The sequence below is a fragment of the Streptomyces sp. NPDC002490 genome (genome assembly GCF_040296045.1).
Taxonomy (GTDB): Bacteria; Actinomycetota; Actinomycetes; order Streptomycetales; family Streptomycetaceae; genus Streptomyces.
Genome location: NZ_JBEOWM010000002.1, coordinates 25,014 through 51,535 on the forward strand (window position 1 = coordinate 25,014; position 26,522 = coordinate 51,535).

27 protein-coding genes are annotated in these 26,522 nt (G+C 73.6%); 15 read left to right on the top strand and 12 right to left on the bottom strand.

Annotation, left to right across the window (positions count from 1 at the left end; all coding sequences use genetic code 11):
• The first annotated feature begins 84 nt into the window (after positions 1-84).
• On the top strand, positions 85-2,832 hold the full coding sequence (gene aceE, locus ABT092_RS01380; RefSeq protein ID WP_351238487.1) for a pyruvate dehydrogenase (acetyl-transferring), homodimeric type: 2,748 nt from the start codon (positions 85-87) through the stop codon (positions 2,830-2,832).
• A gap of 122 nt (positions 2,833-2,954) precedes the next feature.
• Here aceE and ABT092_RS01385 read toward each other — a convergent pair whose 3' ends face one another.
• Positions 2,955-3,350 (bottom strand): peptidase inhibitor family I36 protein, encoded by a 396-nt coding sequence (locus ABT092_RS01385; protein WP_502968373.1) that lies wholly within the window; start codon positions 3,348-3,350, stop codon positions 2,955-2,957.
• A gap of 383 nt (positions 3,351-3,733) precedes the next feature.
• Between ABT092_RS01385 and ABT092_RS01390 the strand changes: the two genes are divergently transcribed.
• On the top strand, positions 3,734-4,954 hold the full coding sequence (locus ABT092_RS01390; protein WP_351238491.1) for an alpha/beta hydrolase: 1,221 nt from the start codon (positions 3,734-3,736) through the stop codon (positions 4,952-4,954).
• 65 nt (positions 4,955-5,019) lie between these two features.
• Positions 5,020-5,886 carry a DUF4429 domain-containing protein gene (locus ABT092_RS01395; RefSeq protein WP_351238493.1) on the top strand — a complete coding sequence of 289 codons (867 nt, stop codon included), beginning with the start codon at positions 5,020-5,022 and terminating at the stop codon, positions 5,884-5,886.
• A gap of 42 nt (positions 5,887-5,928) precedes the next feature.
• Here the strand turns inward: ABT092_RS01395 and ABT092_RS01400 are convergent, their stop codons facing one another.
• Positions 5,929-6,870 (bottom strand): aldo/keto reductase, encoded by a 942-nt coding sequence (locus ABT092_RS01400; RefSeq protein ID WP_351238797.1) that lies wholly within the window; start codon positions 6,868-6,870, stop codon positions 5,929-5,931.
• Positions 6,871-6,935: 65 nt separating this feature from the next.
• Positions 6,936-7,427 (bottom strand): MerR family transcriptional regulator, encoded by a 492-nt coding sequence (locus ABT092_RS01405; RefSeq protein WP_351238495.1) that lies wholly within the window; start codon positions 7,425-7,427, stop codon positions 6,936-6,938.
• 126 nt (positions 7,428-7,553) lie between these two features.
• On the opposite strand from ABT092_RS01405, the gene ABT092_RS01410 reads away from it, so the two are divergent.
• On the top strand, positions 7,554-8,393 hold the full coding sequence (locus ABT092_RS01410) for a serine hydrolase domain-containing protein (protein ID WP_351238497.1): 840 nt from the start codon (positions 7,554-7,556) through the stop codon (positions 8,391-8,393).
• A gap of 20 nt (positions 8,394-8,413) precedes the next feature.
• Here ABT092_RS01410 and ABT092_RS01415 read toward each other — a convergent pair whose 3' ends face one another.
• Positions 8,414-9,091: a pirin family protein gene (locus tag ABT092_RS01415; protein WP_351238799.1), complete on the bottom strand. Its 678-nt coding sequence runs from the start codon at positions 9,089-9,091 to the stop codon at positions 8,414-8,416.
• 356 nt (positions 9,092-9,447) lie between these two features.
• Here ABT092_RS01415 and fasR point away from each other — a divergent pair, with 356 nt between their 5' ends.
• From fasR to fabF, 5 genes are all read left to right on the top strand, one after another.
• Complete coding sequence (gene fasR, locus ABT092_RS01420; RefSeq protein WP_351238801.1) at positions 9,448-10,617, top strand: fatty acid biosynthesis transcriptional regulator FasR; 1,170 nt, start codon at positions 9,448-9,450, stop codon at positions 10,615-10,617.
• A gap of 91 nt (positions 10,618-10,708) precedes the next feature.
• Positions 10,709-11,689 carry an ACP S-malonyltransferase gene (locus tag ABT092_RS01425; RefSeq protein ID WP_351238499.1) on the top strand — a complete coding sequence of 327 codons (981 nt, stop codon included), beginning with the start codon at positions 10,709-10,711 and terminating at the stop codon, positions 11,687-11,689.
• A 31-nt stretch (positions 11,690-11,720) separates the two neighbouring features.
• Positions 11,721-12,722, top strand: coding sequence for a ketoacyl-ACP synthase III (locus ABT092_RS01430; RefSeq protein WP_351238501.1), 1,002 nt, complete (start codon positions 11,721-11,723; stop codon positions 12,720-12,722).
• A 73-nt stretch (positions 12,723-12,795) separates the two neighbouring features.
• Positions 12,796-13,044, top strand: a complete 249-nt coding sequence (locus tag ABT092_RS01435) for an acyl carrier protein (RefSeq protein WP_351238503.1) — start codon at positions 12,796-12,798, stop codon at positions 13,042-13,044.
• Positions 13,045-13,119: 75 nt separating this feature from the next.
• On the top strand, positions 13,120-14,388 hold the full coding sequence (gene fabF, locus ABT092_RS01440) for a beta-ketoacyl-ACP synthase II (RefSeq protein ID WP_351238505.1): 1,269 nt from the start codon (positions 13,120-13,122) through the stop codon (positions 14,386-14,388).
• Between the two features lie 64 nt (positions 14,389-14,452).
• Here fabF and ABT092_RS01445 read toward each other — a convergent pair whose 3' ends face one another.
• On the bottom strand, positions 14,453-14,947 hold the full coding sequence (locus ABT092_RS01445) for a DUF3145 domain-containing protein (protein WP_351238507.1): 495 nt from the start codon (positions 14,945-14,947) through the stop codon (positions 14,453-14,455).
• Positions 14,948-15,364: 417 nt separating this feature from the next.
• Between ABT092_RS01445 and ABT092_RS01450 the strand changes: the two genes are divergently transcribed.
• Entirely contained in the window at positions 15,365-16,285 is a 921-nt protein-coding gene (locus tag ABT092_RS01450; RefSeq protein WP_351238509.1) for an SGNH/GDSL hydrolase family protein, read from the top strand.
• A gap of 34 nt (positions 16,286-16,319) precedes the next feature.
• Here the strand turns inward: ABT092_RS01450 and ABT092_RS01455 are convergent, their stop codons facing one another.
• The gene (locus ABT092_RS01455) at positions 16,320-17,528 is read right to left on the bottom strand and encodes an RNA-guided endonuclease InsQ/TnpB family protein (protein WP_351238511.1); all 1,209 of its coding nucleotides are present in this window, start codon (positions 17,526-17,528) and stop codon (positions 16,320-16,322) included.
• 25 nt (positions 17,529-17,553) lie between these two features.
• Here ABT092_RS01455 and tnpA point away from each other — a divergent pair, with 25 nt between their 5' ends.
• Complete coding sequence (tnpA, locus tag ABT092_RS01460) at positions 17,554-17,970, top strand: IS200/IS605 family transposase (protein ID WP_351238513.1); 417 nt, start codon at positions 17,554-17,556, stop codon at positions 17,968-17,970.
• A 204-nt stretch (positions 17,971-18,174) separates the two neighbouring features.
• The gene (locus ABT092_RS01465; protein ID WP_351238515.1) at positions 18,175-19,440 is read left to right on the top strand and encodes a pyroglutamyl-peptidase I; all 1,266 of its coding nucleotides are present in this window, start codon (positions 18,175-18,177) and stop codon (positions 19,438-19,440) included.
• Between the two features lie 58 nt (positions 19,441-19,498).
• Here the strand turns inward: ABT092_RS01465 and ABT092_RS01470 are convergent, their stop codons facing one another.
• Positions 19,499-20,293 carry an EI24 domain-containing protein gene (locus ABT092_RS01470; protein ID WP_351238517.1) on the bottom strand — a complete coding sequence of 265 codons (795 nt, stop codon included), beginning with the start codon at positions 20,291-20,293 and terminating at the stop codon, positions 19,499-19,501.
• Positions 20,294-20,361: 68 nt separating this feature from the next.
• Here ABT092_RS01470 and ABT092_RS01475 point away from each other — a divergent pair, with 68 nt between their 5' ends.
• Both ABT092_RS01475 and ABT092_RS01480 read left to right on the top strand, forming a co-directional pair.
• The gene (locus ABT092_RS01475) at positions 20,362-21,006 is read left to right on the top strand and encodes a hypothetical protein (protein ID WP_502968369.1); all 645 of its coding nucleotides are present in this window, start codon (positions 20,362-20,364) and stop codon (positions 21,004-21,006) included.
• A gap of 127 nt (positions 21,007-21,133) precedes the next feature.
• Positions 21,134-22,597 carry an acyl-CoA synthetase gene (locus ABT092_RS01480; RefSeq protein WP_351238521.1) on the top strand — a complete coding sequence of 488 codons (1,464 nt, stop codon included), beginning with the start codon at positions 21,134-21,136 and terminating at the stop codon, positions 22,595-22,597.
• A gap of 55 nt (positions 22,598-22,652) precedes the next feature.
• On the opposite strand, the gene ABT092_RS01485 is transcribed toward ABT092_RS01480, so the two are convergent.
• The 5 genes from ABT092_RS01485 to ABT092_RS01505 form a co-directional block, all read right to left on the bottom strand.
• On the bottom strand, positions 22,653-22,874 hold the full coding sequence (locus ABT092_RS01485) for an alkylphosphonate utilization protein (protein ID WP_351238523.1): 222 nt from the start codon (positions 22,872-22,874) through the stop codon (positions 22,653-22,655).
• Between the two features lie 83 nt (positions 22,875-22,957).
• Positions 22,958-23,362 (bottom strand): STAS domain-containing protein, encoded by a 405-nt coding sequence (locus ABT092_RS01490; protein ID WP_351238525.1) that lies wholly within the window; start codon positions 23,360-23,362, stop codon positions 22,958-22,960.
• A 53-nt stretch (positions 23,363-23,415) separates the two neighbouring features.
• Positions 23,416-23,841, bottom strand: a complete 426-nt coding sequence (locus ABT092_RS01495) for an ATP-binding protein (RefSeq protein WP_351238527.1) — start codon at positions 23,839-23,841, stop codon at positions 23,416-23,418.
• Positions 23,838-25,460, bottom strand: coding sequence for a SulP family inorganic anion transporter (locus ABT092_RS01500; protein WP_351238803.1), 1,623 nt, complete (start codon positions 25,458-25,460; stop codon positions 23,838-23,840). Before ABT092_RS01500 ends, ABT092_RS01495 begins: the two co-directional genes overlap by 4 nt.
• A 68-nt stretch (positions 25,461-25,528) precedes the next feature.
• A complete protein-coding gene (locus ABT092_RS01505; protein ID WP_351238529.1) occupies positions 25,529-25,870 on the bottom strand; it encodes an ArsR/SmtB family transcription factor in 342 nt (113 codons plus the stop codon).
• A gap of 270 nt (positions 25,871-26,140) precedes the next feature.
• On the opposite strand from ABT092_RS01505, the gene ABT092_RS01510 reads away from it, so the two are divergent.
• Positions 26,141-26,521: a CU044_2847 family protein gene (locus ABT092_RS01510; protein ID WP_351238531.1), complete on the top strand. Its 381-nt coding sequence runs from the start codon at positions 26,141-26,143 to the stop codon at positions 26,519-26,521.
• Position 26,522 lies beyond the last annotated feature (1 nt).

A 26,522-nucleotide genomic window follows, 5' to 3' on the forward strand; every position in this document is an offset into this window, starting at 1 on the left:
ACCCTGCGGTACACGATGGGAAACGGTGCACACACCAGCAGTGGCAAGGCCCACGACCGTGCCACCGAACAGTGAAGGAACAGCGTGGCTTCCGGATTCGATCGCAACCCGATCATCATTGGCGGCCTTCCGAGCCAGGTCCCCGATTTCGACCCCGAAGAGACCCAGGAGTGGCTCGACTCGCTCGACGCCGCCATCGACGCGCGGGGTCGCGAGCGGGCCCGCTACCTGATGCTCCGACTGATCGAACGCGCCCGCGAGAAGCGCGTGGCCGTGCCCGAGATGCGCAGCACCGACTACGTGAACACCATCGCCACCCGGGACGAGCCGTTCTTCCCCGGCAACGAGGAAATCGAACGCAAGATCCTCAACGCCACCCGCTGGAACGCCGCCGTCATGGTGTCGCGCGCCCAGCGTCCCGGCATCGGGGTCGGCGGGCACATCGCGACCTTCGCCTCCTCGGCGTCGCTCTACGACGTGGGCTTCAACCACTTCTTCCGCGGCAAGGACGAGGGCCACGGCGGGGACCAGATCTTCTTCCAGGGGCACGCCTCCCCGGGCATCTACGCCCGGGCCTACCTCCTCGACCGGCTCTCCGAGCGCCAGCTCGACGCCTTCCGCCAGGAGAAGTCCAAGGCCCCGGACGGGCTGTCCAGCTATCCGCACCCACGGCTGATGCCGGACTTCTGGGAGTTCCCGACGGTCTCCATGGGGCTCGGCCCCCTGGGCGCCATCTTCCAGGCCAGGATGAACCGGTACCTGGCCGCCCGGGGCATCGCGGACACCTCCTCCTCGCACGTGTGGGCCTTCCTCGGCGACGGCGAGATGGACGAGCCGGAGTCCCTGGGGCAGCTGTCCATCGCCGCCCGCGAGGGCCTGGACAACCTGACCTTCGTCGTCAACTGCAACCTGCAACGGCTGGACGGGCCGGTCCGCGGCAACGGCAAGATCATCCAGGAGCTGGAGTCCCAGTTCCGCGGGGCCGGCTGGAACGTCGTCAAGCTCGTGTGGGACCGGTCCTGGGACCCGCTGCTCGCCCAGGACCGGGACGGCGTCCTGGTGAACCGGTTGAACACCACTCCGGACGGACAGTTCCAGACCTACGCGACCGAGACCGGCGCCTACATCCGGGAGCACTTCTTCGGTGACGACCACCGACTGCGCGCCATGGTGGCCGACATGACGGACGATCAGGTCCTGCACCTGGGGCGCGGCGGGCACGACCACCGGAAGATCTTCGCCGCGTTCTCCGCGGCGAAGGCGCACCAGGGGCAGCCCACGGTGATCCTCGCGCAGACGGTCAAGGGGTGGACGCTGGGCCCCAACTTCGAGGGTCGCAACGCCACCCACCAGATGAAGAAGCTGACCGTGGACGACCTGAAGGGATTCCGGGACCGGCTGCGCCTGCCGATCACCGACCGCCAACTGGACGAGGGACTGCCGCCTTACTACCACCCGGGCCGCGACTCGGAGGAGATCCAGTACATGCACGACCGCCGCCGCGCCCTGGGCGGTTACGTGCCGACGCGGGTGGTGCGGGCCGCACCGCTGGCCCTCCCGGGCGACGGCGCCTACGCGAGCGTCAAGAAGGGCTCCGGTCAGCAGTCGATCGCGACCACCATGGCCTTCGTGCGCCTGCTCAAGGACCTGATGCGGGACAAGGAGATCGGGCGGCGGTTCGTCCTGATCGCCCCGGACGAGTACCGCACGTTCGGTATGGACTCGTTCTTCCCGAGCGCGAAGATCTACAACCCGCTCGGCCAACAGTACGAGTCGGTCGACCGGGACCTGCTGCTCGCCTACAAGGAGTCGCCGACCGGGCAGATGTTGCACGACGGCATCTCCGAAGCGGGCTGCACGGCCTCGCTGATCGCAGCGGGATCGGCGTACGCCACGCACGGCGAGCCGCTCATCCCGGTCTACGTCTTCTACTCGATGTTCGGTTTCCAGCGCACCGGCGACCAGTTCTGGCAGATGGCTGATCAGTTGGCCCGCGGATTCGTTCTGGGGGCCACTGCCGGTCGGACCACCCTGACCGGGGAGGGGCTCCAGCACGCGGACGGCCACTCCCAGTTGCTCGCCTCCACCAATCCGGCCTGTGTGGCCTATGACCCCGCCTACGCCTACGAGATCGCGCACATCGTGCAGGAGGGCCTGCGACGGATGTACGGACGGACCGCGGACGGCGCCCCAGGCGAGGACGTCTTCTACTACCTCACCGTCTACAACGAGCCGATCCAGCACCCGGCCGAACCCGAGGGCGTCGACGTCGAGGGCATCCTCAAGGGCGTGTACCGGCTGAAGGCCGGTGACCGCGGCACCGTGCCCGCCCAGGTCCTGGCCTCCGGCGTGGCCGTGCCCTGGGCCCTGGAAGCCCAGCGCGTCCTCGCCGAGGAATGGGACGTGAGGGCGGACGTGTGGTCCGCGACCTCCTGGAACGAGCTGCGGCGCGAGGCGGTCGAGGCGGAGCGGCACAATCTGCTCCACCCCGAGGAGGAGCCCCGGGTGCCCTATGTGACGCAGAAGTTCTCGGGCGCTGAAGGACCGTTCGTGGCGGTCTCCGACTGGATGCGGTCGGTCCCCGATCAGATCGCCCGTTGGGTTCCCGGTACGTACCAGTCGCTGGGGGCGGACGGCTTCGGCTTCGCCGACACCCGGGGCGCGGCACGGCGCTACTTCCACATCGACGCCCCTTCGATCGTGGTGGCCGTCCTCACGGAGCTGGCGAAGGAGGGCAAGGTCGACCGCTCGGCACCGCGGCAGGCGATCGACCGCTACCGGCTGTGGGACGTGGCCGCCGCGGACCCGGGCACGGCCGGGGGCGACGCCTGACCCGACCGGCACGCGGAGGCGTACCGGACGGACGGGAGCGGCGGGGGCGGGCGGGAAGTGCGGTCCGCCCCCGCCGCGCCCTCGGGCCGCGGGCGGCACGGTCCCCAGGGGGCCGGCGAGGTTCAGTTCTCCCACACCTTGAACGCCCTGATGCGATGGGGCGAGCGCGGGGTCCAGGTGCCGTCGCCGGGGTAGGTGTCGAACTCCCCGGTCTCGGCGCAGGTGGCGGACTGGTAGGTGGTGACCGGACGGCCCAACCGGTTGGCGAGGGCCTGTGCGGAGCGGCCCGAGGGCAGCGGGGTACAGCTCTCGATGTCGACTTCGGAGAGTTCGTAACCGAGTCGGGTGCCCTTGAAGTCGGGTTTCGACCACAGGCACAGCTCCCCGGGGCCGCAGCGGCCCAGCACGGGCTCCGCCCGCGGGGCCTGCCCGGCGCCCGGCACCGTGGCGATTCCCGCCGGCGCCGGACCGAGGAGGAGGGCCGCGCCGGCGGTCGCGAGGACGATGGTGGTGCGCAGGACGGAACGCATGGTGGCAACCCCCGTGTCGGACTGATCACTTGGTGCAACTGTCGCCGCTCGCCGCGAGCGGAAGGAAGCGCTCCGGGGGGCGGCCACACTGATGGGGGAAATCCCCCGACGGACCGGCACCCATCGGGCGGCCCGGGCGTGAGGGGCCACCCGCGGCCCCCGCCGGACCACCCGTCCGCACTTGTCGTCCGCACCTGCCGTCGCAGGACGCCCGTCCGCCCGAAGTCCCCGGTCACGGGGGTGCGCGGCCGCTCCCGCCCACCCCGACGGAATGAGCACCGCTGCCTCCGTTCACCCTTTCTCCGTCCGGAAACGTGATTCCCGTCACGCAATGCACAGCCGGGTGCGGGGGTCTCCTAGGGTGTCCCGCAGTGACTTCCTTCGACCCCTCCCCCACGCTCGGCGTCTGGCGCGCGCTGATCGCCCTCGGCGTGGTCTTCATCATGTTGGCGACCACCGGCTGGACCGCGGTCCACCACCGGCGCGACGGCGGCGCGCCCCTCAAGGTCGCCCTCGCGGCCTGGGGCGAGGACCGTCTGGAAGGTCGCCCGCTGCCCGACCCGCTGACCGCCCCGGACCGGCTGACCCGGTTCTTCGCCTCCCTCGAACCCGGGCAGCTTACCCGGCTCGCCCGGCGCCATCCGCTGGTGATCGGCAACATGAACGGCGCCCCGCTCGCCCTGCGCTACCGGGCCAACCGGACCTCGCTCGACGCGGCCCGACGGGCGGAATCCCGACGGGTGCACGACGACCGGCTGTCCCCCGAAGGGCAACGCCAGGCGGAGCTGCGCATGCAGCGCTACCGCGCCCTCACCCGGCCCGACCGGCACATCCTCGCCTTCGACCCGACCGGAAGCGGACGGATCGCGGAAGTCCTCGGCGACCTGGCACGCGCACGGCGCGTCTCCGTCGTCGTGCCCGGGGTGGACACCACCCTGGGCTCCTTCGAGAGCGCCCGCCGCGCGCACTCCACGCCCCTGGGCATGGCCCGCGCCCTGTACCGCGCGGAGCGCTCGGCGAGCCCCGCGACGCGCACGGCGGTGATCGCCTGGGCCGACTACACCGCACCCGATGGCCTCGGCGTCGAGGCCGCGACCGGGATACGCGCCCGGCACGGCGCCGTGCGGCTCAACGCCATGCTCCGCGGGCTCCCGGACCGGGCCCGCGTCGCCCTCTACTGCCACAGCTACGGCTCCGTGCTCTGCGGCATCGCCGCGCCCTCGCTGCCCTCCCGGGTGACGGACATCGCCGTCGCGGGCAGCCCGGGCATGCGCGCCGGCCACGCCTCCCAACTGCGCACGCGTGCCCGCATCTGGGCGATGCGCGACGGGGACGACTGGATCGAAGGGGTGCCGCACCTCGAAGTCGGCGGCATCGGACACGGCGCCGACCCGGTCTCCCCCGCCTTCGGGGCGCGGTTGCTGTCGGCGAACGGCGCGAACGGCCACACCGGCTACTTCGAGCCGGGCACCGGCAGCCTGAGCAACCTCGCGGAGATCGGCGTCGGCGCCTACCTCGGGCTGGAGTGCGCCGACGGGGACGACGGGTGCAGGAGTGGCCTGGACTCCGCCGGGGCGGACCAACACGCGTAGCAGGGGGGAGAACTCCCCCGGTAGCGGGCGGGACGATGTCGGCCCCGCCGCATACGATGAGCCGCATGGGTGATGTACTGGCCGGATTTCACGCCGCTTGGGAGTTCGCGTCCGACTCCGTGCACATCCGCTTCGAACGGGGGATACGCACGCCCAAGCTCTTCCAGGCACTCGGTGAGCGCCGGGTCCCCCACGAAGCGATCTCCGCCGTCGCGTTGTCACCGGGCAAGCGCGGCACGGTCGTGTTGCACGCGGTGCCCCGGCCCGGCGCCGACCCGCTGATGGACGCGGCCGCCGGGCAGTTGAGGGAGGGGTCCGACCCCTACCGCCTGGTGCTGCCTGCGGAACGGGCCGCCCTCGCCGAGTACTACGCCGACGAGTTGCGGCCCCTCCTCGCGCACGGCACCGCCGAGGAGCCCCTCGACCACCACCTCGTGGAACCCCCCGAAGCCCCCCTCAGCTTCAAGGCGTACGACGGCAAGGCGACCTTCGACGGGAGCACCGTGTTCTACCGCTGGTCCTGGACGGGGGCCTCCTCCACCAAGTGGAAGGCGGGCGACCAGCGGTTCCCGGTCGCCGACCTCAGCGGCGTGGAGTGGCGCTCCCCCGAACTCTTCGAAGGCCACCTCCGGTTGCTGCGCCGCGACGTCCCGCAGCCACCGGCCCAGGCCGACCAGGACCCCGGCGCCCTGGTGTTCGGCCTGGGCTACGGGCCGGTGCACGAGTCGTTGCCGTTCGCCGCCTCGGTGTTGGCGGCGGTCCGCTCGACCGGCCCGGCCGGTGCGACCGGGGCCCCGCAACCCCCGGGCGGTCGACGGGATCCGGCCGACATCGCCGACCGGATCCGTCACCTCGGCGAGTTGCACCGGGCCGGGCTCGTCACCGACGACGAGTTCCTCTCCAAGAAGGCCGAGTTGCTCGCCGAGCTCTGAGCCCGCGGCCCCGCCGACCGGGACGGCCGCCCGGCAGCAACCCTATTCCCGCCCGGCCGAGGTGAAGCTCATGTCGGCGTACCGGTCGCCGGAGACCCGGGCGGCGAGGGGATCGAGGAGCGACAGTTCCTCCGCGGTCAGGGTCAGGCCCGCCGCGGCCACGTTCTCCTCGACCCGGTGACGGGCTCGGGTGCCGGGCAGCGGGACGACCGGCAGGCCGTGGACCTCGCCCCGCTGGTGGACCCAGGCGAGGGCGACCTGGCCGGGGGTGGCCCCGCGGGCCTCGGCGACGGCGCGCACCGGCTCCAGGAGGGCGGCGTTGGCGGTGGCGTTGGCCCCGGTGAAGCGGGGCTGCTCCCGACGGAAGTCCTGCGGACCGAGGTCCTTCTCGGCGCTGGTGAAGGCGCCGGTGAGGAAGCCGCGGCCGAGGGGGGAGTAGGGCACCACGGCGATCCCCAGGTCGGCCGCCGCCGGCACGACGCCCCGTTCGACGTCCCGGCTGAAGAGGGACCACTCGGACTGGAGGGCGGCGATCGGATGGACGGCGTGGGCCGCCCGCAGCTCGGAGCCGGTGACCTCGCTCAGCCCGAGGTGGCCGACCTTGCCCGCCCGGACGAGATCGGCCATGGCGCCCACCGACTCCTCGATCGGCACCGCGGGGTCCCGCCGGTGCAGGTAGTACAGGTCGATGCGGTCGGTGCCCAGTCGGCGGAGGCTGGCGTCCGCACAGGCGCGGATGTAGGCGGGGTCGTTGCTGATCGAGCGCCGGGTGGGATCGTCGGGGTCGACGGACAGGGCGCACTTGGTGGCGATGACGACCTCGTCGCGGTGGGCCTTGAGGAAGGGGGCGAGGAAGCGCTCGTTGGCCCCCGCGCCGTACAGGTCGGCCGTGTCGTACAGGGTGACGCCGAGTTCCCGGGCGCGTTCCAGGGTGGCGCGGGCCTCGGCCTCGTCGGTCGGACCGTAGGCGAAGCTCATGCCCATGCAGCCGAGGCCCTGCGCACCGACCAGGGGGCCGTCGGCACCGAGGCGGACGTGAGTGGGACGGGTCAACGGGGGTTCCCTCCGGAGGCGTTGGCATAGAAGTCGATCTTGTGGTCGAGGACGGCGAGGGTGCCCCGCAGTTCGGCGATGCGGGAGAGGACCTCCCGGCGGGTGGCCTCCAGGAGCCGCTGCCGCTCCGGGAAGGTGTGGTCGCCGCTGCGGACCAGCTCCGAGAAGCGGACCATGTCGGCGACCGGCATGCCCGTGAGGCGGAGCTTGCCGACCAGGTCCAGCCAGTCCAGGTCCCGGTTGCGGTACCGGCGCTGACCGGTGTGCGAACGGTCGATGTGCGGCATCAGCCCGATGCGCTCGTACCAGCGCAGGGTGTGGGCGCTCAGCCCGGTGTGGGCGACCACTTCGCCGATGGTGTACCGGTCCTGTCCGTCCGGTCGCGGGTGCGCGCCGGGCGGGGCGGCGCACGCGTCGAGGGCGGCGGGGACCGTGGGGTCGTCCGAGGTCGTCGGGGCTGCCGGGGGCACCGTGTCCGTCACCGTCATGGCTCCCAACCTAGGGGCCTGGAGTGCACTCCAAGCAAGCGTTCCGGGCCGGCGCTCCGCACGGGCCCGCGCCGCTCCGGGCACCCGGGCCGCCGACCGCCGCCGCCCGGCAACTACGCTCCGAGGATGCAGAGCCTTGGGTTGATGGAAGGGTGGCCGGTGCCGGCCGCCGCGGGTGCCGTGGTGCGGTCGAACGGGGAGCTGGCCGGGGCCTTCGGGGACACCGGGCGACGGTTCGCCCTGGCCTCGGTGACCAAGCCGCTGACGGCGTACGCGGCGCTCGTGGCCTACGAGGAGGGCGCGCTGGAGTTGGACGGGCCGGCGGGTCCGGCGGGCGCGACGGTGCGGCACCTGCTGGCGCACACCAGCGGGCTCGCCTTCGACGAGCACAAGGTGATGGCGGAGCCCGGGACGCGCCGGCTGTACTCGAACGCCGGGTTCGAGGTGCTGGCCGACCACGTGGCCGAGGCCACCGAGATGCCCTTCGAGGAGTACCTGCGGCAGGCGGTGCTGGAGCCGTTGGGGATGGTGGGCACCGCCCTGGTCGGCGGCGGCTCGGCCGCGAAGGACGGGGTGTCGACCGTCGAGGACCTGGTGCGGTTCGCCGCCGAGGTGCAGGCGCCGCGGCTGCTCGACCCGCGGACGGTGGCGGAGGCGATCACCGTGCAGTACCCGGGGACCAAGGGCGTGCTGCCGGGGTACGGCCACCAGAGCCCGAACGACTGGGGCCTCGGGTTCGAGATCCGGGACGCCAAGTCCCCGCACTGGACCGGGAGCACGTCCTCACCGCGCACCGTCGGGCACTTCGGACAGGCGGGCACGTTCCTGTGGGTGGACCCGGAGGCCCGGTGGGCCGACGGCCGGGGCACCGGAGCGGCCTGCGTCGCGCTCGCCGACCGGGCGTTCGGGCCCTGGGCGGTCCAGGCGTGGCCGCAGCTCACGGACGCGGTGCTCGCCGAGCTCTGAGCCGGTCCGGGGCTCGGGGGTCAGCTCCGGGCGGCCATCTCCCAGATCAGGACCTCGGCCGGGGCGAGGGCCACCAGGGCGGCCCCCTCGACGTCGGTGAGTCGGACCGCGTCGCCCGGGCCCAGCGGCGCCGGGTCCCCGTCGACGGCCGGGTGCAGGGCCAGCCTGCCGCGCACCACGTGCGCGTAGGCGTGCGCGCCGGTGGGCAGCGGACGGCGCTCACCGGTGGCGAGCCGCTGGACGTGCAGCAGCGCGCCGGCTTCGGGGACCGGGTACGCCTCGGTGTCCGGGAGGGCGCGGACCACCTCGTAGCGCGGTTCGCCGCCGGGCGTCAGCGGGGCCAGCCACATCTGGACGAAGACCAGCGGGTCCGGGCCGTCGTTGCGCTCCACGTGCCGCACGCCGCCCGCGGAGCTCAGGCGTTGGACGTCCCCCGCCCGGACGCGGGTGGTGCGGCCCGTGGAGTCGCGGTGGGTGAGTTCGCCCTCGACGACCCAGGTGACGATCTCGGTGTGGCTGTGCGGGTGCTCGTCGAAGCCGGCGCCGGGGGCGAGGCGCTCCTCGTTGCAGGCGATGACGGCGCCGAAGCGCAGGTTGTCCGGGTCGTAGTGGGGCCCGAAGGAGAAGGCGTGCCGGGACTCGATGCCCGCCGTCGGGTCGCCTCCGGGGTAGCGCTCTGCGGCGCGGCGCACGTCGATCACGCGTCCACCGTAGTCGCCGTCCCCGGGGGCGGTCCGCCCGGTGCGCCGGTTCCGCACCGGAACCCGTCGGGACCGCCCCGCCGATTCGTCCGGGCGCGCGGATGAGGCAGTCTTGTCCCGTGTCCGAACCCGAAGTCGGCAAGACCGATCCCGCAGATCACGGCGCAGCGCGCACTCCCGTCCCCGGCTCGTCCCGGGGGGCGAACCCGGGTGGCCCCGGCGTGCCACCGTCCGACGGGCGCGGCGGGCCCACGGCGGACTCCGACTGGCCCGACGCCGCCGAGCACCCGGCGCGCCGTTCCTCCGCGGACCACGGCGCCGCCGGTGAGCCGGCCGATCGGGGGCGCCCGCCGGTGCATGCGCCGCATTCGCACGCCGGCACCCTGCGCCGGCTGGAGAAGTCCTCCGGGAGCCTCGCCGCGCAGGCCATCGCCCGGATGGACGAGACGCTGCCCTGGTACCGGGCCATGCCGCCGGAGAACCGTTCCTGGATCGGTCTGGTCGCCCAGGCCGGCATCGCCGCGTTCACCGAGTGGTTCCGCCGCCCGGACGCTCCGCAGGCGATCTCGACGGACGTGTTCGGCACGGCGCCGCGCGAGCTGACCCGGGCGATCACCCTGCGGCAGACCGTGGAGATGGTGCGGACCACGATCGAGGTCATGGAGTCCGCGATCGACGAGGTCGCGGCGCCCGGCGACGAGTCGGTGCTGCGCGAGGCGCTGCTGGTGTACGCGCGGGAGATCGCCTTCGCCACGGCGCAGGTGTACGCACAGGCGGCGGAGGCGCGGGGCGCGTGGGACGCCCGGCTGGAGTCCCTGGTGGTGAACGCGGTCCTGTCCGGCGAGGCGGACGAGGGGGCGGTCAGCCGGGCGGCGGCGCTGGGCTGGAACGCGCCCGAGCACGTCTGCGTGGTGCTGGGGACGGCACCGGAGGGGGACAACGAGCTGACCGTGGAGGCGATCCGGCGGGCGGCCCGGCACGCCAAGCTCCAGGTGCTGACGGGGGTGCTCGGGGACCGGCTGGTGGTGATCGCGGGCGGCAGCGACAACCCCTTGCAGGTGGCGAAGGCGCTGATCGGACCGTTCGCCGCGGGGCCGGTGGTGGCGGGGCCGATCGTCCCGGACCTGTTGGCGGCGACCCGGTCGGCGCAGGCCGCGGCGGCGGGGCTGCGGGCGTGCGGTGCGTGGCAGGACGCCCCGCGCCCGGTGCTGGCCGACGACCTCCTGCCGGAGCGGGCCATCGCGTCCGACCCTTCGGCGCGTGAGCAGCTGGTGGAGGAGATCTACAGACCGCTGGAGGAGGCCGGGTCGGCCCTGCTGGAAACGCTGAGCGTGTATCTGGAGCAGGCCAGCAGCCTGGAGGGTGCGGCGCGGATGCTCTTCGTCCACCCGAACACCGTGCGCTACCGGCTCCGACGTGTGACTGACGTCACCGGCTGGTCACCCTCCGACGTGCGTTCGGCGTTCACTCTGCGTATCGCGCTGATCCTCGGCCGGCTCGCGGACGGAGATGTCCCGTCTTAGGCGGTCTTGTTGAGTGCCTACAATTCCCCCTTCGGTTCTTCGTCCTTGTCCCCACGGGCGGCCCAGGCCACCCACAAGAGAGAGTGTGAGTGTGCTCGTACTCGTAGCTCCCGGCCAAGGCGCACAGACGCCCGGCTTCCTCGCTCCCTGGCTCGACCTGCCCGGCGCCGCCGATCGCGTGGCGGCCTGGTCGCAGGCCATCGACCTCGACCTGCTGCACTACGGCACCGAGGCCGACGAGGACGCCATCCGTGACACCGCGGTGGCGCAGCCGCTGCTGGTGGCCGCCGGCCTGCTGGCCGCGCTGGCCCTGGCGGGCCCCGAGGCCCTGGCCGCCGACTCCCCCGACGCCCCGGACGGCGTCGCCCTCGCGGGCCTGACGGCGGACGTCGTCGCGGGTCACAGCGTGGGTGAGATCACCGCCGCCGCGCTCGCGGGGGTGCTGTCCCCGGTGGCCGCCCTGCGCCTGGTGCGGACCCGCGGGCTCGCGATGGCCGAGGCCGCCGCGGCGACCCGGACCGGGATGGCGGCGCTGCTCGGCGGCGAGGCGGAGACCGTGCTGCCGCACCTGGAGCGACTGGGGCTGACCCCGGCGAACGTGAACGGCGCGGGTCAGATCGTCGCGGCCGGCACCGCGGAGCAGCTGACCGCGCTGGCGGAGGAGAAGCCCGAGGGCGTGCGCCGCGTGGTGCCCCTGAAGGTGGCGGGCGCGTTCCACACCCGGCACATGGCCCCGGCGGTGGACGCCCTCCGGGAGGCCGCGCGGAAGCTGTCGCCGGCCGACCCCGCGATCGCCTACGTGTCGAACAAGGACGGCCAGGCGGTCGTCTCGGGCGCGGAGGTGCTGGACCGGCTGGTGGGCCAGGTGGCGAACCCGGTGCGCTGGGACCTGTGCATGGAGACCTTCGCCGCGCGCGGGGCGACCGCCCTGGTGGAGCTGTGCCCGGGCGGCACGCTGACGGGCATCGCCAAGCGGGCCCTGCCCGGGGTGCGGACCTTGGCGCTGAAGACCCCCGCCGAACTCGACGCCGCTCGTGAGCTGATCGCCGAGCACGCCGGGCAGACGGCCTGAGTCCGGACCCGGGAAGGAGAGTTCGAAGAGCATGGCGAAGATCAAGACCGGTCGGGGAGCCGCGTACGCGCGCATTCTCGGGGTCGGGGGCTACCGCCCGACGCGGGTGGTGCCCAACGAGGTGATCCTGGAGACGATCGACTCGTCGGACGAGTGGATCCGCTCCCGGTCCGGGATCGCGTCCCGCCACTGGGCCGACGACCAGGAGACCGTCGCGGCGATGTCCCTGGAGGCCGGCGGCAAGGCCATCGCCGCCGCCGGGATCACCCCGGAGCAGATCGGCGCGGTCGTGGTGTCGACGGTGTCGCACTTCAAGCAGACCCCGGCGGTGGCGACCGAGATCGCGGACCGCATCGGCACCGACAAGGCCGCCGCGTTCGACATCTCGGCGGGCTGCGCCGGGTTCGGGTACGGACTGACGCTGGCCCGCGGCATGGTCGTGGACGGGAGCGCCGAGTACGTCCTGGTGATCGGCGTGGAGCGGTTGAGCGACCTGACCGACCTGACGGACCGGGCGACCGCCTTCCTGTTCGGCGACGGCGCCGGCGCGGTGGTCGTGGGGCCGTCGACGGAACCCGCGATCGGGCCCACCGTGTGGGGTTCCGAGGGCGACAAGTCGGAGACCATCAAGCAGACGGTGCCGTGGACGGACTACCGTGACGGCACGGTCGAGAAGTTCCCCGCGATCGCCCAGGAAGGCCAGGCGGTGTTCCGCTGGGCCGTGTTCGAGATGGCGAAGGTCGCCCAGCAGGCGCTGGACGCGGCCGGGATCACCGCGGACGATTTGGACGTCTTCATTCCGCACCAGGCGAACATGCGGATCATCGATTCGATGGTGAAGACACTCAAACTGCCGGAACACGTGACGGTCGCCCGCGATGTGGAGACCACCGGCAACACCTCGGCCGCCTCGATCCCGCTCGCGATGGAGCGGCTCCTGGCGTCCGGCGAGGCGAAGAGCGGTGACACCGCGCTCGTCATCGGATTCGGGGCGGGTCTCGTGTACGCCGCCACGGTCGTTACCCTCCCCTAGGTGTCCGTGCCGGGCCTTCGGGTCCGTCCGGATCGCCGTCCCCTTTTGGTTAGTGATGAAGAAGGAGCGCCACATGGCCGCCACTCAGGAAGAGATCGTCGCGGGTCTCGCCGACATCGTGAACGAGATCGCCGGCATCCCCGCCGAGGACGTCCAGCTGGACAAGTCCTTCACCGATGACCTGGACGTCGACTCGCTGTCCATGGTCGAGGTCGTCGTCGCCGCCGAGGAGCGCTTCGACGTGAAGATCCCCGACGAGGACGTCAAGAACCTCAAGACGGTCGGTGACGCGACCGCGTACATCCTGAAGCACCAGGGCTGATCAAGCCCTGTCATGCCTGCCGCCGCCCGGCGGTGGCGCCGCTGAATCCCTCGTAACCGTGGAGAAGGAATTCCTGTGAACTCGACCAATCGCACCGTGGTCGTCACCGGTATCGGCGCAACCACACCGCTGGGTGGCGACGTGGCATCCACCTGGGACGGCCTGGTCAACGGCCGTTCCGGGGTCAGGCTGCTGACCGAGGAGTGGGCGACGGACCTGCCGGTCCGGATCGCCGCCCGGGTCGCCGTGGAGCCGGGCGAGGTACTGCCCCGCCCGCAGGCCCGCAAGCTGGACCGGTCGGCACAGTTCGCGCTGATCGCCGCCCAGGAGGCGTGGCGGGACGCCGGGTACACGGCGCGGGCCGGTGAGGACCCGGCGGTGGACCCCGACCGGCTCGGTGCGGTGATCGCGTCCGGGATCGGCGGTGTGACGACCCTCCTCGACCAGTACGACGTGCTGAAGGAGAAGGGCGTGCGCCGGGTGTCGCCGCACACGGTGCCGATGCTGATGCCGAACTCGCCCGCCGCGAACGTGGGCATCGAGTTGGGCGCGCGGGCCGGGGTGCACACCCCGGTGTCGGCGTGCGCCTCGGGCGCGGAGGCCATCGGGTACGCCATCGAAATGATCCGTACCGGGCGCGCCGACGTCGTGGTGGCCGGCGGCACGGAGGCGGCGATCCACCCGCTGCCGATCGTGGCGTTCGGCAACATGATGGCGATGTCGAAGAACAACGACGACCCGACCGGCGCCTCGCGCCCCTACGACACGGGCCGCAACGGCTTCGTGATGGGCGAGGGCGCGGGCGTGATCGTCCTGGAGTCCGCGGAGCACGCGCGGGCCCGGGGCGCCCGGATCTACGCGGAGGCCCTCGGTCAGGGCATCTCCGCGGACGCCCACCACATCACGCAGCCGGAGCCGTCCGGCAACGGCATCGCGCGGGCCCTGAAGCACCTGTTGGACTCGACGGACCTGAAGCCGTCGGAGATCGCCCACGTGAACGCGCACGCCACCTCGACGCCGCAGGGCGACGTGGCGGAGGTGAAGGCCCTGCGCCAGGTCTTCGGCGAGGACGTCGACCACATGGCGATCTCGGCGACGAAGTCGATGACGGGCCACCTGCTCGGTGGCGCGGGCGGCGTGGAGACCGTGGCGCTGGTGCTGGCGCTGCACCACCGCATCGCCCCGCCGACGATCAACCTGGACGAGCTCGACCCCGAGGTGGACGCGGACGTGGTCCGCGGCGAGGCCCGGGCGCTGCCCTCCGGCACGATCGCGGCGCTGAACGACTCCTTCGGCTTCGGCGGCCACAACGTGGTGCTGGCGTTCCGGTCGGCCGCGCAGTAGTTCCCCGGCACGACGAGTGGGGCCCCGCCGGTACCGGCGGGGCCCCACTCGCGTCCGGGACGGTTCAGACGACCTGGTGGAGCCAGCGGACGGGGGCACCCTCGCCGGCGTGGCGGAAGGGTTCGAGCTCGTCGTCCCAGGGCTTGCCGAGGAGCCGGGCGATCTCGGTCTCCAGGGAGCTCTCGCCGCGCTGGGAGCGGGCGAGCGCGGCGCGCAGTCGGTCCTCGGGAACGAGGATGTCGCCGTGGACGCCGGTCACCGCGTGGAAGATCCCGAGGTGGGGGGTGGAGCTGTAGCGCTCGCCCTCGGCGGTGGCGCTGGGTTCGGCGGTGACCTCGAAGCGCAGGAGGTCCCAGCCGCGCAGGGCAGAGGCGAGCTGGGACGCGGTGCCCGCCCCGCCCTTCCAGGAGAACTCGGTGCGCCAGGCGCCCGGGGCGGCCGGCTGCCTGATCCAGTCGAGGTTGACGCGCGTCCCGAGGACGCCCGCCACTGCCCACTCGACGTGCGGGCAGAGCGCACGCGGTGCGGAGTGCACGTACAGGACTCCACGTGTCGTCACCGGGACCTCCAGGGTGGGGCGAGGGGGTGCCTTGGGTTCGACGGATTCGCACCCGTGCCGAGCGGTTGTTCGTTGGACGTGGGCAACGCCTGAGAAGCTCGAAAACTGACATATGTGACGTCCGGTAATTTACCGGATACCACACCGGAGTGGTGCCCCTGGGCGGGTGGTCCCGCCCCGTCTCCGCCGGTGCGGCGATGACGGGCGCCACGGGCCCGAGGCTACCGTGCGCCGGGGCGCGGAGTGTGACGTACCGTCGGTCCCGGCGACCGTGCGCCCCGCGCTTTCACCCGCGGGGACGCCCTCGCGGAACGCGGGCGCGGCGCCGGCCGGCCCGGGTCCCGCCCGGCGCGACAGGCCCGGGCTCAACCTCCGGGGGCGCAGGGACGTCGTGGAAGGCGACAGAGGGGAGCCGGAATGCGTAGCCGCACACACCGTTCGGAGCCGACCGGTCGACGTGCACGGACCGCCGTGGCGACCGGGGCCGCCGCGCTGGCCGCGGTCGTGGCGCTGAGCGGGTGCGAGGCCGTCGGCGGGGACGACACCGCGGCGGGCGCCGCGGAGCGGGGCGAGAGCCCCGCTCCGCGGCCGAAACGGGTCTGGGACACCAGTCCGCAGTCACTGGCGGCCGTGGGCGACTCCATCACCCGCGGCTTCGACGCCTGCTCGGTGCTGACGGACTGTCCGGAAGCCTCCTGGGCGACCGGCACCGACCGGGAGGTGCGCAGCCTCGCCGACCGGCTGCTCGGGCCGACCGGCGCCACCGAACGCAGTTGGAACTACGCCAGGACCGGCGCCCGGATGGTGGACCTGCCGGAACAGATGCACCGGGCCGGGGCGCACCGACCCGAGTTGGTGACGGTGCTGGCCGGGGCGAACGACGCCTGCCGCTCCTCAGTGCGCGCGATGACCCCGGTGGCGGACTTCCGGGCCGACTTCGAACAGGCCATGCGGACGCTGCGGCGGCAGTCGCCGAAGACCCAGGTGTTCGTGGCGAGCGTGCCGGACCTGAAGCGGCTGTGGTCCACCGGACGGGACCACCCGCTGGGCAGCCAGGTGTGGAAGTTGGGCGTCTGCCCCTCCATGTTGAAGGACGCGGACGCGGTCGACGGGAAGGCCGTCGCCCGGCGGACCGCCGTGCAGGAACGGGTCGTGGCGTACAACCGGGTGCTCAGGGAGGTCTGCGCCGAGGACCTGCGGTGCCGGCACGACGACGGGGCCGTGTTCGACTTCCGGTTCCAGAAGGACCAGCTGAGCGAGTGGGACTGGTTCCACCCGAGCAAGGAGGGGCAGTCTCGACTGGCGGAGCTGGCCTACCGCGCGGTGACCACGGATTGACGTCCTCGCCGTCCTGAAGGACGGCGGTTCCCGCCTACCGCGCCGTTGAAGGCTGTGGTGTCGGGTGGGTTCCTGTTTCGCTGCGCCGTGCCGGGAGGAGTCCCGGTCTTACCTGCGCTCCACAGGCTGACACGGCCAGTCCGGCCGCCTTGGCGACGTTGACCGCCGCGTTCACGTCCCGGTCCAGGACGGCCCCGCACGCCCCGCACGTCCATACGCGGACGTTCAGCGGCTTGGGGCCGTCCTTGACGCCGCACCGTGAGCACACCTGGGACGTCGGCTCGAACCGGCCGATCTTCACGAAGGTGCGCCCGTACCGTGCGGCCTTGTACTCCAGCATTCCGACGAACGCCGACCATCCGGCGTCGTGCACGGACTTGGCCAGGCGCGTGCGGGCGAGTCCCTTCACCGCCAGGTCCTCCACGGCGATCGCTTGGTTCTCGCGGATCAGCCTCGTGGAGAGCTGGTGGTGGAACTCGCGGCGCGCGTCGGCCACCTTCGCGTGTGCGCGGGCGACCTTGATCCGTGCCTTGTTCCGGTTGCTGGAGCCCTTCTCCTTGCGGAAGAGGGTGCGCTGGGCTTTCTTCAGGCGCTTCTCGGCGCGGCGCAGGAAGCGCGGGCTGTCGACTTTCGTGCCGTCGGAGAGGACGGCGAAGTGCCCGAGCCCGAGATCGATGCCCACCTCGGGTGTGGTCTCGGGGAGGACTTCCTCCGGGCCGGTCTCGACGACGAAGCTCGCGAAGTACCGGCCGGCCGCGTCCTTGACCACGGTCACGGTGGTCGGGGCGGACGGCAGGGAGCGGGACCACTTCACCGGCAGGTCGCCGATCTTCGGCAGGCGCAGCTTCCCGCCCGGAGTGATCCGCCACGCCGCGTTGGCGGTGAAGCGGATCGACTGCCGGTTGTCCCGCCTGGACTTGTACCGGGGTGCGCCCATGCGGGGGCGCTTGCCCTTCAGGCCGTCGAAGAAGTTCCGGTACGCGGTGTCCAGGTCGCGAAGGGACTGCTGGAGGATCACCGCCGAGACCTCGCCGAGCCACGCCCGCTCCGGGGTGTTCTTCGCCTCGGTGATGAGCCGCTTCGACAGGTCCCCGGTCTTCGGGAACGGCATGCCTTCGCTGCGGGCGGTCTCCCGAGCGCGGAGGGCGTCGTTGTAGACCACCCGCACACACCCGAACGCCCTCGCCAATGCGCTGCGCTGACTGGCACTCGGGTACAGGCGGAAGCTGTACCGAAGCTGCACTCGGATCATGGTACCCAATTGGTTTATGGGCATTGATGAGAACGTTCGTGCTGGCCGTCACTGTGTCTTCCGCATGCATGTCCACTTGGTTTTCGTGACGAAGTACCGGCATGAGGTCTTCGCCGATCGACACCTGACGAGGTGCGAGGAGATCATGCGGGCGGTGTGCGAGGACTTCGAGGCCGAGCTGGTGGATTTCAACGGCGGGGCCAACCACGTCCACCTGCTCGTGAACTTCCCGCCGAAGGTCGCCGTGTCCAAGCTGGTGAACTCCCTCAAGGGCGTGTCCTCGCGCAGGCTCCGCAAGGAGTTCCCCGACCTGGTCCACCACTACTGGCGGGCACAGCGCCTGTGGTCCGGCTCGTACTTCGCCGGTTCCGTCGACGGCGCCCCGCTCAGCACCGTGAAGCAGTACATCGAGCAGCAAAACCAGCCGCTCTAACCCCGGGCCGAGGTCAACAGCGCGGATCCATGCACACAGCCCAGGCCAGAGCAGTCCTCAGACTCGCTTCACCACCAGGCTGAAGCCCAGTGCACTGCACATAGTCCCGGTAGCGCCGGCCGGCCCCGGGCGCCGACGCCCCTGGCGGGGACCGCGCGGTTCCCGGGATACTGCCTCCACCCCACAGGCAACGGAGGTTCCCCCATGCCCGTTCCGGCTCCGGTACTCACCGGTGCGCTCGCCCTGGCCACCGCACTGGCGCTCGCCCTCGCCCCCGCGCCCGCCCTCGCCGAGGCGGCGCCCGCCGCCCCGCCCTCGGTGGAGGAGCAGCGCCTCGGGCGGGCGGCGCCGCAGGAGATCCTGCGGCGGTCCGGGTTCGACGCGGTGGCGCCCTCCTTCGCCCGGGCCCTGGCGCGCACGGAGTCCCACCGGCAGGCGCGCCGGGTGGTGGAGCGGCACGGGGCGCGCCTGTGGGAGCGGGCCGTGGACCGGGCGCAGGGCCGAGGGCCGCTGCGTGGGGACCTGAGCCGGGGCGACGACCGTCCGCTGTACTGGGCCCGGCTGGCGATGGCTCGTGAACTACGGCTCTGGGAGCCCGACTTCACGGTGGACGAGCGGGGTCGGGCACGGCTGTCGGATGCCTTGGAGACCACCTCCCGGGGGCAGGACGCCATCCGCTTCGACCGTTCCGCGCGTCCGGAGCGCGGGGAGCCCTTGCGCATCCTGATGACCGGCTTCGACCCGTTCACCCTCGACCGGGACGTGCGGATCGGCAACCCCTCGGGCGCCGCGGCCCTCGCCCTGGACGGCACGGTGGTCCGCACCCCGCGCGGGTTGGCCCGGATCGAGACGGCGGTGTTCCCGGTGCGGTGGCAGGACTTCACCGACGGCGAGGTGGAACGGACCTTGCGGCCCCACCTCGACCGGGTGGACCTGCTGACGACGGTGAGCCAGGGCCGGCCGGACCGCTTCGACGTGGAGCGGACCAACGGAGCCTGGCGCGGCGGGTTCCCGGACAACGAGAACCTCTCGCAGCGGGAACAGGTGCCGGTCGCGGAGGGCCCGGGCCCGCAGTGGACGTCCAGCACCCTGCCGGCGGCGGCGATCGTCGCGGCGTCCACGGGGCGGTTCCCGGTGCGGGACAACCGGGGCGTGACGGAGGTACCGGCGGGGGCCACCGCCCCCGTCGACCGGGTGGACGGGCCGACGTCCGGCTCCACGGCACGGGCCGGCGGTGGCGGGGACTACCTGTCGAACGAGATCGCCTACCGGGCGACCCTGCTGCGGGACCGGTTCGGTCCGGCGTCGCTTCCGGCGGGGCACCTGCACACCCCGGTGCTGCGGTTCGGCGCGGGCAACACCGACCCGGCGACCGGGACGGTCACCGATCCGGAGTTCCAGCGCAACCGGCAGGACATCGTCGACCAGGTGCGCGCCGTGCTCTCGGTGGCGGTGTCCGCCGCCCGTTGACCCACCGCCGGCCCCGGTGCGGACGGGATCCGTCCGCACCGGGGCCGGCGGGGCGTGGTCACGCCTCGGTCGTGGCCGGGGCGGGGGCGGGGGCCGGCCCGGTGGCGAGTTCCTCGCCCATCAGGTCGCGGGCCATCAGGGTGGCGCCGGCGACCGCGCCGGGCATCAGGAAGACCGCCACGAAGGGCACCAGGAAGGCGACGGCCAGCGGGGTGCCGAAGCCCCAGACCAGCCGGCGGCGGGCCCGCAACAGCCGCAGCCGGTCGCGCAGTTCGACCCCGCGGCGCTGGAGCGCCACCGAGGTCAACTCCTCGGTGAGGAAGAAGCCGGTGACGACGAACCCGATCACCGGCACCACGGTCTGGCCGAGGAACGGAACGAAGCCGAGGACGAAGAGCAACAGGCTCCAGAGGGTGGCCCGGACCAGGATGCGCAGGCTGTCCCGACCGGAGATCCACAGGTCCTTCCAGAGCGGCAACCCGGACTCGGGCGCGGTGCCGTCGGGCGAGACGTCCCGGTCGACCTGGGCGGAGAGTTCCTCGTAGAAGGGTTGCCCGAGGAGCAGGGTGACGGCGGTGAAGGTGATGACGGCCAGCAGCAGCGCGAGCGCGAACAGCAGCACCGTGAGGAAGCCGCGGAAGAGGCCGAGCCAGGGCGAGGACCAGTCGTCGGCGAACGGGGTCGCCCACCCGACGAGGTCACCGCCCCACATCAGGAGGGCCACCAGCGCCCCGAGGTAGAGGACGAGCGTGACCAGCCCCGGGATCAGGCCGAACCCGAACGCCTTGCCGTGGGCGGCGACCCAGCGCTGCCCACTCATCATGTACCGGAAACCCACCCCGAGATCGCGCATGCCGGGAACCCTACCCGCAGCTCCGGCCGGTGCCGTCGGGCGTGGCGGACTGTGACGGGGGCGTCGACATGTCACGGCCCGGGGCGGGGGCGGCGGGCGTGCGGCACGATGGGGGCGTGCCCCGTTCCCCCTCGTTGCCCTCCGCGCCCCTGGGTCCGCTGGACCTCCAGCTCGTGCTGCTGCGCCGCATGGCCGACCACCAGCCGGAGCTGGTGGCCGACGCCCGACGGGAGCTGGGGGTGTCGGCCGCCGACATGCGGGAGGCCAACCGGCGTTGGCAGGCGCTGGTGCGTGCACCGCGCGGCCGGGAGTCGGTCGGCCGCTACCGGTCGGTGCTCGGCGTGCCGGAGGGTCGGGCCGCCCGGCTCCTGGGGGACGTGCGGTGCGAGGCGTTGACCTGGCCCTTGCCGCTCTGGCCCGGGCTGCGGTTCGAGGTGCTGGCCGGGCCCGGCGGCGCGGTGTGGAACGCCTGGCTGGTCCGGGCGCCCGGGGCGCCGGCCCCCGCCCTGCGGACGGCCGAGGACCTGGTGCCGTGGTCCTGCACGGTGGACGAGGTGGCCCGGGCCTTCGCCCCGGCCCGGCCGCTCCAGGGCACCGCCCCCACCCGCTGGGGCCTCGCCTTCACCGCTCCGGACGCGACCGGCGCGCCCCGGCCGTGCACCGCGGAGTTCACCCACGGGCTGTTGCAGCGGAGCACCAGCGGCCCGGGGTAGCTCGTGGGTCCCGGTGGTCGTGCGCCGCCGCCGAGGGGGCAGGCTGGGGGCGGGGCGCACGCAGGCGCCCCGCCCGGACCCGCGAGCCGTACCGATCCGGGCGTGCCCGAGTGGAGGAGGAACGACCGTGACCGACCTGTTCCCGCCGTTGGCGGACCCCGACCGTGCGAGGCGCCCCGCGCTGTCCTTTGGCGCGCAGGGACTGACCTACGGCGAGCTGGCCCGGGCCGCGGCGCGGGTCGGGGAGCGGATCGCCGGGGACGAGCGGATCGCGGTGTGGGCGACGCCCTCGCTGGAGACCGCGGTCGGCGTGGTGGGGGCGCTGCTCGCGGGGGTCCCGGTGGTGCCGTTGAACCCCAGCTCCGGGGAGAAGGAGTTGGCCCACGTCCTCGCCGACAGTGCGCCGCGCCGGGTGCTGGTGGCCCCGGGCGTCGAGCTGCCCGCGGCGCTGCGGGACGTGCCGCGCTGCGAGGTCGAGGTGGCGCCGCCGGCCGCGGCGGACGCCACCGCCCGTCCGGTGCCCGCGGACCCGGAGGCGCCGGCGCTGGTGATCTACACCTCCGGCACCACCGGGGCGCCCAAGGGCGCGGTGCTGCCGCGCCGGGCGATCGCCGCGACGCTGGACGGCCTGGCCGACGCCTGGGCGTGGACGGCGGACGACGTCCTGGTGCACGGCTTGCCGCTGTTCCACGTGCACGGTCTGGTGCTGGGCGTGCTGGGTCCGCTGCGGCTCGGCGGCGAGCTGCGCCACCTGGGCCGGTTCGGCGTCGAGGGGGTGGCCCGGGAGCTGACGGCGGGCGGCACCGTGCTGTTCGGGGTGCCGACGATGTACCACCGGCTGGCGCAGGCGCTGCCGGACGCCCCGGAGCTGGTGCGGGCCCTGGCGGGGGCGCGGCTGCTGGTGTCCGGCTCGGCGGCGCTGCCGCTGCGGGACCACGAGCGGATCGCGGCCGCGACCGGTCGGCGGGTGGTGGAGCGGTACGGCATGACCGAGACGTTGATCACCACCGCGGTGCGGGCGGACGGGGAGCCGCGGACCGGGACCGTGGGGCCGCCGCTGGCCGGGGTGGGGGTGCGGCTGGTGGACGAGTCGGGGGCCGAGCTGACCGCGCACGGTCCGGAGGCGGTCGGGGAGGTGCAGGTGCGGGGGGCGACCCTGTTCAGCGGGTACCTGAACCGGCCGGACGCGACGGCCGGGGCGTTCGCCGAGGGGGGCTGGTTCCGCACCGGGGACATGGCGGTGCTGGACGGGGACGGCTGCGTGCGGATCGTGGGCCGCCGGGCGACCGACCTGATCAAGAGCGGCGGCTACAAGATCGGTGCCGGTGAGATCGAGAACGCGCTGCTGGAGCACCCGGGGGTGCGGGAGGCCGCGGTCACCGGGGAGCCCGACGCGGACCTCGGGGAGCGGATCGTCGCCTGGGTGGTCGCCGTCGACCCGGCCGCGCCGCCCGCGGAGCGGGAGTTGGCGGACCACGTGTCCGGGTGGCTGGCCCCGCACAAGCGCCCCCGGGTGGTGCGCTACCTCCCGGCGCTGCCGCGCAACGACATGGGCAAGGTCCTGAAGCGGGCGCTGCCGCAGGGCGGCTGACGGCGGGCGGGGGCCGGGGAGGGCCGCCTCCACCGGCCCCGCCCACCGGCGGGGGTCACGCCTTCTTGAGGAACTCCGTCTTGAGGACGAGGCCCTTGACCTTCTTGGTGTTGCACTCGACCTCGCCCGGTCGGGAGGTGAGGCGGATGTTCTTGACCAGGGTGCCGCGCTTGAGGGTCTCCGAGGTTCCCTTGACCTTGAGGTTCTTGATCAGGGTGACGGAGTCGCCGTCCGAGAGCGGGGTGCCGTTGCTGTCCTTGACCACGATGTCGTTCATGTTCCGTTCCTTGGTGCTCGTCGTTGTTCGTCGTTGTGCGCTGCGGTGGTGCGGTGGTGTCCGGGGGAGGCCGCCGGCACGTGTCAGCGGGTCCGGGGTCCGGGGGTCGCGGGCCATGCGTCGCTGCGCCACTGCCGCTGCGCGGTCCCGGTGGCGCCGTGGGCGGCGAGCGCGCTGGCCAGGTCGCCGTGGACGGTGGTGGCGGGGTGGCCGTCCGCGGGGACGAGGGACCCGTCCGCGGGGATGGCGGCCAGGTGCAGGGGCCGGCCCTCGGCGGCCAGCCGCCGGGCGGCCTCGGAGACCGCGAGCTGCCCGTCGGCGGACCAGCCGCGCAGCTGGGTCAGGTCCAGGATCACGGGTCCGCTGCCGCGGGCCCGCACCCAGCCGATCGCCCCGGTGAACCGGCCGATGGCCTCGGTGCCGAGGTAGCCGGCCAGGGACAGCACCCCGAGGCCGGGCCGGGTGGTGTAGCGCCACTCGATCGTCATGTCGTACTTCCTGAGGTTACGGAGGTTCCGGGAGCCGTCCGGCTCTCGGCGGCTCACAGGGGCAGGGTGATCCAGATGCTCTTGCCGCGGCCGTCGCGGTCGCCGCGGACGACCGCGGTACCGCCCAGGGACAGGGTGAGTTCGACGACGGTGGCGAGACCCGTGCCCTGACCGGTGGCGTGCGTGCCGTACAGGGACGGCTGGTACGGATGCCGGTCGCCCACGGCGAAGGCGAAGGTGCCCCGACCGGCCGTGTAGACGACGGTGACCGTTTCCGACAGCGCGGCTGCGTGCCGGACGCTGTTGGTGACCAGTTCCGACAGGATCAGCAGGGCGGGGCCCACGCTCGGGTGGTGGCGCGGTACGCCCCACTCCGCCAGGACCAGCTCCGCGGTCTCCCGGGCCAGTCGCACCGCGGCCCCCTCGGTGGGCAGGGTCAGCACGTGCCGCAGCGGGAGCGGGGCGTCGGCGGGCCTCACCGCGCGGCCCGCTCGGCGGGCTGCCCGGAGCCGGGCGCTCCGACGCGTTCCAGGTGGGCCCGGGCCCCGGCGACGGCCTCCGGCGCGGTGGCGTACTCCCGCCCCGATCGGCGCAGCGCGTCCAGCAGGCCCACCGAGTCCAGGGCCTTGCGCTGGCCGGGGCGTATGCCGGAGGCCAGCACCACGACGCCCCGCCGCTCCAGTTCCGCCACGGCGTCCTTGAGCGCCAGGGCGCCGGTCGCGTCGAGCGCGGTGACCCGGGACAGCCGCAGGATCACCACCCGGGCGTCGTCCACCGCGGACAGTTCGCGCAGGACGCGGTGGGCACCGGCGAAGAACACCGGGCCGTCTATGCGGTAGGTGACGAGGTCCTCGCCGAGGCGGCCGGCGCCGTCCGGGGCCGGGGGGAGGTCGAGCCGGTCCAGCCGGGTCTGGGTGGCGACCGCGCGCAGGGCCAGGGCGCCCGCCACCAACAGGCCGATGACCACCGCGTACACCAGGTCCAGGACCACGGTGGCGACGGCGGTGAGCACCAGGACCACCGCGTCCGAGCGGGTGGCGCGGGCCATCGCGCGCAAGGCGCCGACCTCGACCATGCGGACGGCGGTGGCGAGCAGCACGCCGGCGAGCGCCGCCAACGGGATGCGGGAGACGAGCGGGGCCGCGGCGAACACGATCACCGCGAGGACCGCGGCGTGGGTGAGGGCGGCCAGCCGGGAGACGGCGCCGGAGCGGACGTTGACCGCGGTCCGGGCGATGGCGCCGGTCGCGGGGACGCCGCCGAACAGCGGGGCGGCCAGGTTGGCGAGGCCCTGCCCGAAGAGCTCGCGGTCCGGGTCGTGCCGGGGCCCGGTGGTCATCCCGTCGGCGACCTGCGCGGAGAGCAGGGACTCCAGGGCGGCCAGGGCGGCGACCGCGACGGCGGGGGCGAGCAGCCCGGGGACGTCCGCCGGGTCGAGGAAGCCGAGGGAGGGGGCGGGCAGGCCCGCCGGGAGCGCGCCGATGGTGGCGACGTCCAGGTGGCCGAGGTGGGCCACCGCGGTGGCGGCGACCACCGCCACGATCGAGAACGGGACGGCGGGCCGCAGCCTCGCCCCGAGCAGCATCAGCGCGGCCACCGCGAGGGCGAGGGCGACGGCGGCCGGGGCGGGCTCGCTGACGAACGCGCGCAGCGCGTGCCAGGCCACGACCAGGACCCCGTCGCCCTCCGGCACCGGCACGCCCAGCGCGCCCGGCACCTGTTGGAGGCCGATCACCAGGGCGATGCCCAGGGTGAAGCCCTCGACCACCGGCGCCGGCACGTAGGCCATCCAACGGCCGGCGCGGGCCGCGGCCAGGCCCAGCAGCAACACGCCGGCGAGCACGCCGACCGTCAGCACGCCCCCGGTGCCGTGCTCGGCGACGATGGGCACCAGGACCACGGTCATCGCCCCGGTCGGCCCGGTGACCTGGAGGCGGGAGCCGCCGAAGAGGGCGGCCAGGGCCCCCGCGACCACGGCCGTGGCGAGTCCGGCCTCGGCGCCGAGACCGGAGGAGACCCCGAAGCCGAGGGCGAGCGGCAGGGCGACGACGGCCACGGTCAGCCCGGCCAGCAGGTCCCGGCGGGGGGCCCGCCGCATCGAGGTCAGGTCGGTGCGGCCGGGCAGCAGGGCGCGCAGCCGGGCCGTGGCGCGGGCGAGGGAGCCGGTCACGGGCCGGACACCTCGGCCTGGCGCAGCTCGACGAGGAGTTCGTGCTGTCCGGCGAGCATCACGGTGAGGATGCGGCGGGCCGCGCGCATCAGTTCTGCCACGTCCCCGCCGGAGAGTTCGTAGACCACGGTGGAGCCCTCGCGGGTGGAGGTGACGATGCCGGAGCGGCGCAGCACCGCGAGCTGTTGGGAGAGCGCGGCCGGCTCGACGGCGATGTCGGCGAGCAGGTCGCGCACCGCCTTCGGGCCGTCCTGGAGCAGTTCCAGGACCCGGATGCGCACGGGGTGCCCCAGCATCCGGAAGAACTCCGCCTTGGCCTGGTACAGCGGTACGGGCATCGTCGCGTTCCCCTCCCTCGTTCCCCCTCGCGGCCCCGTCGGACGGGGCGGCCGGTGCCGTCGTCCCGTGCGCACGGCCGCCGTGCCCCCACGGGAGGGCGCGACGGCCTCCCATGATGGAGCGAGTTGCAAAACTTTGCAATTCCGCAAGTCAGCCACGCGCCGGTGCGCCGGTCGTTCCCCCGGTTTCCGCTGACAGCGGTGCGGGCCGTCGTGAAGAATCGGACCGCGGCACGGCACGTGAACGGACAGCGGCACCACGGGGGTTGCATGGACGAGTTGGTGGAGTTCAGGACCGAGGAGGGCGCACGCGTCCTGGTCTCGGTGGACCCGCGGGGCGGGACCGGTGCCCGGCCGGTGGGCCGGGGCGACCGGGGGCCGGAACAGGTCGCCCGCACCTTCGAGGCGTCCCTGGCGGGGGCCGGGGCGGCCGCCTCGGCGGCGCTGCGGGTGTTCCGGGACGGGAGCCTCGCCCCGGACTCCGTGGAGATCGAGTTCGGGGTGAAGCTGACCGCCGAGACGGGTGCCGTGATCGTCAGGGGCGGGGCCGAGGGGCACCTGCTCGTCCGGCTGTCCTGGGCGCCCCGGGACACCGGGGCCGCGGCGCCGGACGGTCCCGCCGCCGGGCCGGCCGCGGGACCCGGGACCTGAC